This window comes from Actinopolymorpha pittospori (genome assembly GCF_014873875.1).
Classification (GTDB): Bacteria; Actinomycetota; Actinomycetes; order Propionibacteriales; family Actinopolymorphaceae; genus Actinopolymorpha; species Actinopolymorpha pittospori.
In genome coordinates this window covers 1,797,434-1,809,836 of sequence record NZ_JADBEM010000001.1, presented here as the reverse complement: position 1 = coordinate 1,809,836, position 12,403 = coordinate 1,797,434, and the positions used below count along the sequence as shown (strand labels likewise).

The window sequence follows — 12,403 nt, the reverse complement described above, 5'->3', positions numbered from 1 at the left end:
GGCAGCGCGGCGCTGGCACGGCGCGGTTCAGCGGAGCGTGCCCTCACTCCGGCCGTCGGCGGGCGAGCGTGGCCGGGTCCCGACGCCGGTGGCCCGGGCGTAGACCAGTGCGGTGACGACGTAGGCGATCGACGCGACCACGAGCACGAGGTAGGACTTGCCGGTCGCGGGGAGCGTGGCGGCCGCGCAGGCGGCGGAGGCGACGATCAGGACGTTGAAGAGGACGTCGTAGAGCGAGAACACCCGGCCGCGGTAGGCGTCGTCGATGTTCTCCTGCACCAGGGTGTCGACGCAGATCTTGATGCCCTGCGCGGTGATGCCGAGCACGAAGGCCGTCACCAGGACGGCCGGCTGGGTGAACAACGCGCCCGGCACCAGGACCACCACGGCGGCGGCCAGGAGCAGGATGACGATCCAGGCTTCCTTGCGGATCCGGCGGACGACGATCGGGGTGAGCAGGGCGGCGGCGCCGAAGCCGATCCCCGAGGCCAGCACGGCCGTGGCGAGGCCGGCGATCCCGGCGTCGGCGTTGTTCGGCTCGAAGTAGTTGCGGTAGAGCAGGATGATCACGACGCTGAAGATGCCGTAGAAGAAACGGTGTGCCCCGATCGCGGCCAGGCCGAACGCCGCGGGCCGACGGTCCAGCACGTGCCGGGCACCGTCGACGAGCCCACGGACGACGTGGCGGACCGCCTCACGGGTGTACTGCTGTTCGGTCCGCAGGTCGGGACCGAGCAGGCGGCGCGGCATCCGCAGGGCGAGCAGGGCACTCGTCAGGTATCCCAGGCCGCCCACGCCGAGAACGACGACGTCGGTACCCCGTCCGGTCACCGGGCTCACCGCCTCCAGTCCCGACCCGACGGCGAGCCCGAGGAGGAAGGCGAGCGTGCCGCAGGTGGGTGAGACGGCGTTGGCCATCACGAGCCGGTTCGTGGGGACGACGTGCGGAAGCGCCGCTGACAGCGCGGCGAGCAAGAAGCGGTTGACAGAAAGGCAGGCGAGGACCGCGAGGAAGAACAGCGGCCCCGTGTTGTCGCGGAGCACGGTGGCGATGACGACCAGGACGAGCCCGGTCCGGATCACGTTCGACCACAACAACGTCTGGCGTCGCGACCAACGGTCCAGCAGAACACCGCAGAACGGTCCGAGCAGGGAGAACGGCAACAACAGCACCGCGAATCCGATCGCGATGGCGGTGGCGTTGGGTTGGCGTTCGGGGGAGAACAGGACGTAGGACGCGAGAGCGACCTGGAAGATGCCGTCCGAAAGCTGCGAAACCAGACGGACGGCGAAGAGCCGCCGGAAGTAACGGTGGCGGAGAAGTGTCCGGAGATCGCGCAGGAACTGCACGTGAGCAGGCTAGGCCGCGCACGACGTGATCATGAAGGTTGTCGGGCGTATGGGCCTTGAAACCTTCATGATCACGTCATGGCCACGGGAGCGGTCCGGGGAGGGAGCGGTCCGGGAGGGGGACGGATCGTCCGTCCACCCGCGCCCGGTCAGGCGAGGCCGAGGCCTCGGCTCAGCGATCGACCTCGCCGCGGATGAACTTCTCCACCTGCTCGCGAGCCACGTCGTCGGAGTACTGCTCCGGCGGGCTCTTCATGAAGTACGACGAGGCGGACAGGATGGGGCCGCCGATGCCGCGGTCCTTCGCGATCTTCGCGGCCCGGATCGCGTCGATGATGATTCCGGCGGAGTTGGGCGAGTCCCACACTTCCAGCTTGTACTCGAGGTTCAGCGGCACGTCGCCGAACGCGCGACCCTCCAGCCGGACGTAGGCCCACTTGCGGTCGTCGAGCCACGGCACGTGGTCGCTGGGGCCGACGTGGACGTTGCGCTTCTCCAGGTCGTGCGGGATCTGGGACGTCACCGACTGCGTCTTCGAGATCTTCTTGGACTCCAGGCGATCCCGCTCGAGCATGTTCTTGAAGTCCATGTTGCCGCCGAAGTTGAGCTGGTAGGTCCGCTCCACCAGGACACCGCGGTCCTCGAACAGCTTGGACAGCACCCGGTGGGTGATCGTCGCGCCCACCTGGCTCTTGATGTCGTCGCCCACGATGGGGAGTCCGGCGTCCTCGAACTTCTTTGCCCACACGGGATCGGTGGCGATGAACACCGGCAGCGCGTTGACGAAGGCCGCACCGGCGTCAATGGCGCATTGCGCGTAGAAACGGTCAGCCGTCTCCGAACCCACCGGCAGGTACGACACGAGGACGTCGACCTTGGCGTCCTTCAACGTCTGAACGACGTCGACGGGGTTGGCGTCGGACTCGGTGATGGTCTCCCGGTAGTACTTCCCGAGCCCGTCGAAGGTGTGGCCGCGCTGCACGGTCACACCGGTGTGCGGAACGTCGCAGATCTTGATCGTGTTGTTCTCACTCGCACCGATGGCGTCGGCGAGGTCGAGTCCGACCTTCTTGACATCGACGTCGAACGCCGCCACGAACTCCACGTCGCGAACGTGGTAAGGCCCGAAGCGTACGTGCATGAGGCCCGGCACCTGCTGGCTCGGGTCCGCGTCGCGGTAGTAGTGGACGCCCTGGATGAGTGACGTCGCGCAGTTTCCCACGCCGACGATGGCAACCCGGATCGACTGCGCGTTCATGAGATCTTCTCCTCTGTTGGATGAGAGTTGGCCGTCCACGGGAGTCCGCGAAGGTGGCGTGGCTCCGGTCCGCCGGCCGTCGGCCGCGGTGGGTTCGGCGTGTTTGCCCGGGTGCTCCGTCCGCACCCGGTCACGGTCGTTCGGTGTCCCTGGTGGGTTCGGGCTCCGGCGGGCGTTCCCGGCCGGGTCGTGCACCGGCGACGCGTTCGGAGGCGATGAGGTCACTGAGCCAGTGCACCTCCCGCTCGACCGACTCGACTCCGTGGCGCTGGAGTTCGAGGGAGTAGGTGTCAAGGCGTTCCTGCGTGCGGTGCAGTTGCGCTCGCGTGCGGTCCAGCCGCTCCTCCAACCGCCGCCGGCGCCCTTCGAGGATGCGCAGGCGTACGGCCGCGTCGGTGCGGGCGAAGAAGGCGAAGTGCACGCCGAAGTTGTCGTCCTCCCACGCGGAGGGGCCACCTTCGGCGAGGAGTTCGGTGAAGCGTTCCTCACCGGCGGCGGTCAGGCGGTAGACGATCTTCGCGCGCCGGACCGCGGGCGCGCCGGTCTCGGGTACGGCGTCCTCGCCGACCCAGCCCCGGGCGAGCATGGCCTTCAGGCAGGGGTAGAGCGAGCCGTAGGAGAGCGCCCGCCCCCATCCGAACCGCGCGTTGAGTCGCTTGCGGAGCTCGTAGCCGTGCATCGGAGCCTCGTGCAGGAGCCCGAGTACCGCGAGCTCGAGGACACCGCTGCGACGTGCCACCAGATCTCACCGACCTTCTCTGTAGCTGGCTGCGGGTCGACCCAGCCGCTGGCGCGCTCGCGCCGATGGGGTCACATGATACGTCGACCCGATGTATCACTTCGATACATCATTCTGAGATGCAAGGACGATAGATCGGGCACGCGAGGATGCGCAAGTGTTCCGGACAGAAACGGACGGTGATCGGCAGGTTGCGGGAGTGACCTTCATCGGTTCAGCAAGAGGCCGTACTCTCGATGCCATGTGGTCCCAGCGGTCCGTCGTCGATTACAGCCTGCAGCGCAAAGCGACTCTGCAGGCCGTCTTTGGTGGCAACGCGACCGTGATGGAGGACGTCTGCGACGCCGACCCGTATCTCCTCCGGGCGGCGAAGTTCCACGGGGAGCCGACAGATCGGACCTGTCCGATCTGCCGGAAGGAGAAGCTGACACACGTCACCTATGTCTTCGGTGACGAGCTCGGACAGTACTCCGGTCGCATTCGACAGACACCTGAGCTGGAGGCGATGGCGCGCGAGCACGGTGAGTTTCGGGTCTACGTCATCGAGGTGTGCCAGGGCTGCGCGTGGAACCACCTGACCACGTCCTACGTCCTCGGCGACGGCGTACCGAGACGACCCCCGCGTCGACAGCGGACGGTTGAGGACGAATACAACTAGACCGGACACTTTGCCGTACCCTGCGACAGCTCCAGTAGCTGCCCGGCCGACCCCCCCTGGGACGACACTGTGACACGGACGTACAGCGACGATGACGGGTATGCCCGCCGCGCCTCACAACGGCGGCGACCGGTCGAAGAGTCGACGGAGCGCGACGTCAACCATTATGGTGACTACGCACCGCGCCGCGACGACTACCGTGACGGTTCGGCGGACCGGTACGACCGCCCCGCCGACCAGGCCGAGCTGTACGACCGTGGGGGTGACTACGGCGACCGACGGCGCCGGCCCACCACCCGGCGCCCGCTGTATGCCGAGGAGTACGAGGACTACCCCAGCCGACGGCAGGGTCACACCGACGACCAGGACGCTCCCGGCGGCGACTACCGCTCTACCTATCGCGGCGACCACCGCAATGGTTACGGCGACCAGAGCACCGGTTACGGCGACCCGCGCGAAACCTCCACGACCCGGCGTCCGTTGTTCGCCGACGAGCAGGACGGCTACGCCGACCCGGGCGCCACGTCCACCGTGCGGCGTCCGCTGTTCGCCGACGAGCGCGACGACGCGGGTCAGCGCGCCACCGGCGGTGGCGGCGACGACACCCAGAACGACCTCCTCGACGGCGACGGCCAACCACCGGAGGGTCCTCGCGGTCGCAAGGGCGGGCGGCGACGGCTGCGCCGAGTCCTGCTCGTCGTGCTCCTGACCATCCTCGGGCTCGGTGTCGCGGGCGTGGTCGCGTTCGTCATCGGCTACATCCGCACGCCCATCCCCGACCCGAACACCCTGCTCAACGCCAACACGACGACGCTGTACTACGGCGACGGCAAGAGCGTCCTCGGCACCTTCCACTCCCAGAACCGCATCTCGGTGCCGCTCGACCAGGTGCCCAAGCGCGTCCAGGACGCGGTGGTCGCGGCGGAGAACCGGTCGTTCTGGACCGACACCGGTATCTCGCCGTCGGGTATCGCGCGGGCGGCATGGAACCAGTTCCGCGGCGGGTCGACCCAGGGCGGGTCGACGATCACCCAGCAGTACGTCAAGAACTACTACCTCACCCAGGACCAGACCCTGACCCGCAAGGTGAAGGAGCTGTTCATTACCCTGAAGCTCCAGGGCCAGGTGTCCAAGCAGGAGGTCCTGCAGAACTACCTGAACACGAGCTACTACGGCCGGGGTGCCTGGGGCATCGAGGTGGCCGCGAACGCCTACTTCGACAAGCACGTGCAGCAGCTCACACCGCAGGAGGCGGCGGTGCTCGCGTCCGTGTTGCGCGCGCCGTCCAACTACGACCCGGCGGTGGACCCCTCCAACGAGAGCCGGCTGGCGGGGCGCTACCACTACGTGCTCGAGGGCATGGCCGAGATGGGTGAGTTCCCGCGCGCCGAGGCCGCCACCGCGCCGCTGCCCAAGCTCCACGTCGCGAAGACCAGCGACACCTACGCCGGACCGGGCGGCTACCTCCTGGTCCAGGTCCGCAAGGAACTCCTCAAGCTGGGCTACAGCGAACAGCAGATCGAGTCCGGCGGACTGCAGGTGACCACGACGTACGACGCGAAGGCCCAGAAGGCGATGGAGAAGGCGTTCGCGGAGAACTTCCCGACCGAGAACGCCGCCGGTGTCTACGCGGGCGCGGCCGCGGTCCAGCCCGGCACCGGCGCCGTGGTGGCGATGTACGGCGGGAAGGACTACCTGAAGCGGCAGTTCAACGACGCGACGCAGGCGAAGCTGCAGCCGGGCTCGACGTTCAAGCCGTTCGCGCTGGCGGCCGCCCTCGAACACGGCGTCTCACTGGAGAGCCGGTTCGCGGGCAACTCACCGCTCGAACTGCCCGACGGTGACGAGGTCTCCAACGAGTTCGACCGCGACTACGGGCGCACCGTCGACCTGTTGAAGGCCACCCGCGACTCCATCAACACCGCCTACGTCGACATGACCGAGCACGCGATCAGCCCCAACGACGTCTACGACGCGGCCGTCCGCGCCGGCGTCCCGAAGGACTCGCCCGGCCTGGACAAACACGCGAAGATCTCACTCGGGTTCGCGTCGGTGTCGCCGACGGACATGGCCAACTCCTACGCGACGTTCGCGACCGGCGGTGTGAGCGCGCAGTGGCACGTCGTCGACAAGGTGACCAGCAGCAGCGGCGAGATCACCTACCAGGCGAAGTCGAGCAAGAAGCAGGAGTTCCGCGGCGACGTGATCCGTGACGTCGACTACGCCCTCCAGGACGTCGTGGAGCACGGCAGCGCCGAGGAGGCGGCCAAGGACCTCGGCCGCCCGGCCGCGGGCAAGACCGGTACCCACGAGGACCAGACCGCGTGGTTCGTGGGCTACACGCCCCAGTTGGCGGCGTCGGTGGCGTTCTACAAGGACGCGAACGGTGACGGCGTGAAGGAGTCGCTGGACGACGTGGGCGGCATGGACACCTTCTTCGGTGGTGGCTACCCCGCCCAGATCTGGACGTCGTTCATGAAGAACGCCCTCGCGGGACAGCCGGTGAAGCAGTTCCCGCCGCCGTCGCACATCGGCAGGTCCAAGAAGCCGACGCCCACCAACAGCGCGACGCGGCGCAACCCGGTCCCGTCGGTGACGCCGACCACGGCGGTGCCCGATCCGACCTTGACGCCTCGGGCGCCGGAGTCGCCGAACCCGACGCCGACGTTCACCCACAGGTCCGATCCGACCTTGCCGCCCAAGCAGCCCAAGCCGCCCAAGTCGCCGGACCCGACGCCGACGTTCACCCAGGAGCCGCCGGACCCGACACCGACGTTCACGCCGCGCAAGCCCCTGCCCGGGCCAACCAACACCAAGTGGCCGCGTCCCTGACCGCCGGAGGTCCCGGGCCCGGATCCGGACAGGCCCACCGGGCCCGGACCGGCGTGGTTCGCGCGAATCTGTTGTGAAGTGCCCCGGGAGGGTACCGACACCCACAGCGAGATAAGGCACGATGTGCCGGGAAGTGACGCGGAACACGAGGCACGGAGGCGTGGTGAGCAGGAGCCCTTCCCGAGAGGACCCACTGGCTCGCCTGGCCACCACCTGGCTCGGCGGCCCGATCGGCCTGCACGCTCGGCTCGGTGTCTCCCGCTGGACACCGCTCGCCGTGGCGTTCATGGTGACCACGGCGATCTTCGTGGTGGGTGTCCTCCAGAAGGTGCCCTGTCACGCCGAGGGCTGGCCGCGGGAGAACGGCTTCGCGTTCAGCCACCTCTGCTACACCGACGTGCCCTACCTCTACCGCGAGCGCGGCTTCTCCGAGGGCCACCTCGCCTACCTCGACTCCGGCAACTACCCGCCGCTCGAGTACCCCGTGCTCACCGGCGCGGTGATGCAGGTGACCGCCTGGGTGACCCAGGCCGTCGGTAGTGTCGACGCCGTCCGTGCGAGCGTCACCTACTTCGACCTCACAGTGGTCGTGTTGTTCGCGTTCGCGCTGCTGACCGCATGGGCGCTCGGCCGGATCACCCCGCACCGCTACGACGTGATGCTGTTCGCCGCGGCGCCCGTGCTCGCGTTGGCCGGCACCATCAACTGGGACCTCGTCGCGGTGGCGCTCACCACCTGCGCGCTGCTCACCTGGTCACGGTCCAGACCGTTCGCGACGGGGATCCTGCTCGGACTCGGCGTGGCCGCGAAGTTCTATCCGCTCCTGCTGCTCGGGCCCTTGCTGGTGCTGGCCCTGCGGTCGGGCAAGCTCCGGCTGTGGGGGGTCACGGCACTGTCGGCGCTCGCCGCGTGGCTGGTCGTCAACCTTCCGCTGATGCTCCTCGCCGAGGACAGCTGGAAGGTGTTCTGGACGTTCAACACCGAACGCGCCGGCGACTTCGGCTCGATCTGGTACGTCCTCGGGCTGGCCGGGCACCCGGTGCCGGGGGTCAACGCCATCTCCCTCGGGCTGTTCGCGCTGGCATGTGTCGGTGTGGCCGCGCTCGGGATCCTGGCCCCACACCGGCCACGGCTGGCGCAGTTGGCGTTCCTGACGGTGGCGGCGTTCCTGCTCGTGAACAAGGTCTACTCGCCGCAGTACGTGCTCTGGCTGCTGCCCCTGGTCGCCCTCGCCCGGCCGAACTGGCGAGACTGGGCGATCTGGCAGGCCGGCGAGCTGATCTACTGGGTGGCCATCTGGCTGCATCTTGCCGGCGGCATGGCGCCTGCCGGCTCCGGCGCCGACCGGCTCTACTGGCTGGCCGTCGGAATCCGGATCGCCGCGACGCTGTACCTGTGCGTCATGGTGATCCGCGACATCTTCCAACCCTCGGGTGATGTCGTACGTGAGGGCGGTCTGGTCGACGACCCGACCGGTGGCCCGTTCGACCGGGCACGTGACGCGGACCTGCGGCGCCGACTGCTCGGCGCCCGACAGTTCGCGCGGGTTCCCCTGCGAGAGGGTGTGGCACCGTGAGTAGACGACGCAGGTGGGGCGACGATCCGCCGGAGGACCCGAACCGTCGCGGGAGCGGCGATCCGGTCTGGCCGGAGGATCAGCATCCGAGCGAGCGTGCGCGGCGGAGGGGAGACAACCCCGGTTGGGGCGACACTCCGCCGCCGTTGGTACCGCCGACGGCCGAGCAGCAGGGCCGCAGGCGTGGCGGACAGCCCAGCCAACCCGGTCAGCCCGGCCAACCAGGCCAGTCCGGTTCCCAACCGGGTCCGGGGACGCCCGGCGGATCGCCGGTGCCGCCCGGTGGGGCAGGTGGGCGTGGTTCGGGTGTGACCCCGGGTCGGGAACGTGGTGGGTCCGCGCCGGACGAGCCGTCCTACCCGTGGGGCGCACCGCCGCCGGCTGGTGGGGGCACCTCCTCCTCGCCGCCGTTCTCGACGTCACCCGCGCCGGCATCGCCCGCATGGGAGCGACCCGCCTGGGATCCCCCGACGAGGGACGTGCCGACGAGGGACGTGCCGACGAGGGACGTGCCGACGAGGGACGTGCCGACGAGGGACGTGCCGCCCTGGGAGCGCCCCGGCCAGGAGCCGGCGCGTTCGAACCGTCCCGGCCGGGACGCCGCGCCCTCCTCATCGGGACCGGAGTCGACCGGCTCGGGCCTGAGCACGCCCGGACGCAGGCGCCGGCAGGAGGATCTGCCGGGGTGGGACGACGAACCTGACTGGTCGGCTTCCTCCGAGCACAGCCGCGGGTCCGAACCGGCCGGTGGCGGTCCGGTGACCGACGTCGGCTGGTACACCGCGAGCGACGTGGAGTCCCGATCCCCCTCCTCCGACTGGCCGCCACCCCATCACGACTACGGCGCACCGGACGAACCCACCTCCGGCGACGCGGCGCCTCGCTGGTCGACTGACCTCGACCCGACACCGCGCCCGGAGTGGGCGGCGAACTGGAACGGCACCTCGTCCCCGCTCGACGACCCGAACTGGCCCGGCGACGACGCCCCCTGGCGCGACACCGACTGGCAGGAGCGCACGAGCACCGCGGCGGCCCCGGTCGATCCGGGCGATGAGCTGTGGTCGCCGTCCAGCGCCGGGGGTGAGGGGTCACTCGACCTCGACGCCGACGGCGGACGCCCCACCCGGTCCGAGGCCGGAACGCCCACGACGGCCGGATCGGGTGGCGGTACTCCGGGGACCACGGACACCACGGACACCACAGACGCCACGGCCGCCATCGACCTGACGGCCGCCGCCGAGACCGACACCACGACGCCCGCGGACGGGGCCACGCCCGAGGAACCCGCGGCTCGCCGTACGACCAGGACGGCCTCCGCGAGTCCTGCCACCGCGACCAAGCCGGCGGCGACCGCGGCCGCCACGCGGTTGCCGGTGCCGTCCTGGCTGAAGTGGCTCCCGGTCCGGCTCCGTCCGACCTCCGCCGACGTGGAGGTGCTGGGTTGGTGGCTGCTGACCCGCGTCGGCATCCTCATGCTCGCGGTGAGTGGTCCCTGGCTGTTCCACGGCCAGGGGAAGGTGCCCAGCTTCCTGGACAGCTGGAAGCAGTGGGACTTCTGGCACTTCGACCGGATCGCGACCCACGGCTACTTCGCACCCGGCTGGGACACACCGATCGAGGCGTTCTTCCCGGGATTACCGGCGCTCCTACGCCTGGGGACCTACATCGGGCTGCCGACGGTGGTCGCCGGTCTCGTGTTGTCCCTTGTGGCCGGCGGCATCGCGGCGGTCGCGCTCGCTCGCCTGGCCGAGTCCGAGTGGGGCCCGGGAGCCGGTCGGTACGCCGCGGCGATGTGGATGCTGGCCCCACCGGCCATCTTCCTCGCCGCCCCCTACACCGAGGCGCTGTTCCTCGGCCTCGCGATCCCGGCCTGGCTGGCCGCCCGACGAGGCCACTGGTGGCTCGCGGCCGTTCTCGCCGCCGGTGCCTCCACCGTGCGGGTCTCGGGGATCTTCCTGGTCGTCGCCCTGGCGGTCGAGTTCCTCACCTCCAGCAAACGCAAGCAGTGGCTCGACGGTCTCTGGCTGCTCCTGCCGCTGGTCCCGCTCGGCGGCTACATGGCCTACCTCAAGGTCAACACCGGTGACTGGCTGCGCTGGTACCACGCTCAGTCGGAGGAGTGGTACCGCGGCTTCACCATGCCGTGGCAGTCGTTCTTCCACACCTGGGACGCCGCGACCGGGCGCACGACGTTCGGCGACGTGGGCGACGCACTGACGGCCAACTTCGAGTGGATGTTCCGGGCCGAGATGGTGGCGATGCTGGTCGGCGTGGTCATCACGGTCGTCCTGCTGGTGCTGCGCAGGTGGGGAGAGGCCACCTGGGTCGGTGTGCAGGTGGCAGCGTTCGCGACGTCGTACTGGTTCTTCTCGGTGCCTCGCGCGGTCTTGCTCTGGTTCCCGTTGTGGATCGGTCTCGGCGCGATTGCCGCCCGACGACCATGGGTGTGGCGAGCGTACGTGCTGATCGCCGTCCCGCTGTTCGGGATCTGGGCGGTCGCCTATCTCACCGGCAAGTGGTCGGGCTGACCGGGCGTCGGGCTGACTGACGGGCACATCCCAGCCTGACCAGGTGCGCGGACTGACCGCTCCTGGTCAGGCGGATCCGTCCGTCTCACCCGGACCGTGAGTCGGTGCCCGGTCCTTGGCTGGCTGCCCACTCGACCCGGAACCACCGCCGGCGGCCGACCCGGAGCAGGTCGCCGACGCCGGCGTCCACCACCGCGTCCGGATCGCTGTGCGTGCGATCCCCGATCCGGACGGCGCTCTGCTCGACCAGTCGGCGGGCCGCGCTTCTGCTCAGCTCGGGCTGGGCCAGGCACACCAGGTCCAGGACGCGCAGCGAGTCCGTGTCGACGCTCACCGTCGGGACGTCGGTGGGCTCGCGGCGGTCGGAGAAGGCCGACAGGAACCACTCCCGCTCGGACTCCGCCCGCTCCTCACCGTGGTAGCGGGCGACGACCGCGTGCGCCAGACCGAGCTTGGCGTCCCGCACCGCGGGACCTCCGCGTTCGACCGCCGCCTGGGCGTCCTCGACCACCCGCATGGGCAGGGTCGTGTAGACCTCGAGGTAGCCGGCGACGAGGGAGTCGGGGATGCTCATCAACTTCCCGAACTTCTCCCGCGGAGAGTCGGCCAGCGCGACGTAGTTGCCGAGGCTCTTGGACTGCTTGGCCCTCCCGTCGATGCCGGGGGTGATCCGGGTGGTGATGACCACCTGCGGCCTGGCGCCCAGCCGCTGCTGGAAGTGTCGTCCGAGCATCTCGTTGAAGAGTTGGTCGCTGCCGACGATGGTGAGGTCGGAGTTCATCGCGAACGAGTCGTAGCCCTGGAGCACGGGGTAGCACAGCTCGTGCATCGCGATCTCCCGTCCGGCGGCGATCCGGCGGCGGAACATGTCCCGCGCCAGAAGCTGGCCGTGGGTGACGTGGGAGAGCAGGGTCAGCCAGTCGCGTGTCGTGAGCGTCTCGAACCACTCGGAGTTGCGGCGCACCTCGAAGACCTCGGGGTCGGTCGCCAGGACGAGGGAGACCTGCTCGAGGAACGCGGCGGCGTTGGCGTCGATCTCCTCGGGGGTGAGGACGGGCCTGCTCTCCGTCCGGCCGGTCGGATCGCCGACCTGGGTGGTGACGTCACCGAGGAGGAAGACGACCTTGTGGCCCTCCTCCTGCAGGCGTCGCATCATCCACAGGTTGACGGCGTGGCCGAGGTGGAGGAAGGGCGCCGTGCAGTCGACGCCGTACTTGACGCGGAGCGGGCGGCCGCTCGCGAGGAGGTCGGTGAGCTCGGGAGTGGAGACGACCTCGTCGGTGGTGCGGGCGAGGTCGGCGAGCAGACGGGTAGGGCGATCAGAGCCCTGAACGGTCGACATGGCTCGGGTTTCCTTCGGAAGCAGCGGAAGCCGCCTCAGCGAGGCGGCCAGGACGGCGCGTCAGCGCCGATATCGCTGCTGGGACCCGATCACGCCGTCCAGGCTACCGCCTCGAAGTCC

General features: G+C 69.5%; 9 protein-coding genes. 4 read left to right on the top strand and 5 right to left on the bottom strand.

Annotation, left to right across the window (positions count from 1 at the left end; genetic code table 11):
- Positions 1 to 27 precede the first annotated feature (27 nt).
- From HEB94_RS08580 to HEB94_RS08570, 3 genes are all read right to left on the bottom strand, one after another.
- On the bottom strand, positions 28 to 1,350 hold the full coding sequence (locus tag HEB94_RS08580; RefSeq protein WP_192749403.1) for an MFS transporter: 1,323 nt from the start codon (positions 1,348 to 1,350) through the stop codon (positions 28 to 30).
- A 172-nt stretch (positions 1,351 to 1,522) separates the two neighbouring features.
- Complete coding sequence (locus HEB94_RS08575; RefSeq protein ID WP_192749402.1) at positions 1,523 to 2,608, bottom strand: inositol-3-phosphate synthase; 1,086 nt, start codon at positions 2,606 to 2,608, stop codon at positions 1,523 to 1,525.
- 130 nt (positions 2,609 to 2,738) lie between these two features.
- Complete coding sequence (locus HEB94_RS08570; RefSeq protein WP_192749401.1) at positions 2,739 to 3,347, bottom strand: helix-turn-helix transcriptional regulator; 609 nt, start codon at positions 3,345 to 3,347, stop codon at positions 2,739 to 2,741.
- Positions 3,348 to 3,588: 241 nt separating this feature from the next.
- Between HEB94_RS08570 and HEB94_RS08565 the strand changes: the two genes are divergently transcribed.
- From HEB94_RS08565 to HEB94_RS08555, 3 genes are all read left to right on the top strand, one after another.
- Positions 3,589 to 4,005, top strand: coding sequence for a DUF5318 family protein (locus HEB94_RS08565; RefSeq protein WP_192749400.1), 417 nt, complete (start codon positions 3,589 to 3,591; stop codon positions 4,003 to 4,005).
- A gap of 69 nt (positions 4,006 to 4,074) precedes the next feature.
- Positions 4,075 to 6,837 (top strand): transglycosylase domain-containing protein, encoded by a 2,763-nt coding sequence (locus HEB94_RS08560; RefSeq protein WP_192749399.1) that lies wholly within the window; start codon positions 4,075 to 4,077, stop codon positions 6,835 to 6,837.
- Positions 6,838 to 7,000: 163 nt separating this feature from the next.
- Positions 7,001 to 8,413 carry a glycosyltransferase family 87 protein gene (locus tag HEB94_RS08555; protein WP_337917524.1) on the top strand — a complete coding sequence of 471 codons (1,413 nt, stop codon included), beginning with the start codon at positions 7,001 to 7,003 and terminating at the stop codon, positions 8,411 to 8,413.
- Between the two features lie 355 nt (positions 8,414 to 8,768).
- Here HEB94_RS08555 and HEB94_RS08550 read toward each other — a convergent pair whose 3' ends face one another.
- The gene (locus HEB94_RS08550) at positions 8,769 to 9,062 is read right to left on the bottom strand and encodes a hypothetical protein (RefSeq protein WP_192749398.1); all 294 of its coding nucleotides are present in this window, start codon (positions 9,060 to 9,062) and stop codon (positions 8,769 to 8,771) included.
- A 109-nt stretch (positions 9,063 to 9,171) separates the two neighbouring features.
- Between HEB94_RS08550 and HEB94_RS53410 the strand changes: the two genes are divergently transcribed.
- On the top strand, positions 9,172 to 10,941 hold the full coding sequence (locus tag HEB94_RS53410; protein WP_337917523.1) for a mannosyltransferase family protein: 1,770 nt from the start codon (positions 9,172 to 9,174) through the stop codon (positions 10,939 to 10,941).
- Positions 10,942 to 11,026: 85 nt separating this feature from the next.
- Here HEB94_RS53410 and tyrS read toward each other — a convergent pair whose 3' ends face one another.
- Positions 11,027 to 12,283 (bottom strand): tyrosine--tRNA ligase, encoded by a 1,257-nt coding sequence (gene tyrS, locus HEB94_RS08540; protein WP_192749397.1) that lies wholly within the window; start codon positions 12,281 to 12,283, stop codon positions 11,027 to 11,029.
- Positions 12,284 to 12,403 lie beyond the last annotated feature (120 nt).

What these genes read in the sequence shown, in the direction of transcription:
- HEB94_RS08575 (WP_192749402.1), bottom strand. Translation starts at nt 2,608, where the DNA reads ATGAACGCGCAGTCGATCCGGGTTGCCATCGTCGGCGTGGGAAACTGC.
- HEB94_RS08565 (WP_192749400.1), top strand. Translation starts at nt 3,589, where the DNA reads ATGTGGTCCCAGCGGTCCGTCGTCGATTACAGCCTGCAGCGCAAAGCG.
- tyrS (WP_192749397.1), bottom strand. Translation starts at nt 12,283, where the DNA reads ATGTCGACCGTTCAGGGCTCTGATCGCCCTACCCGTCTGCTCGCCGAC.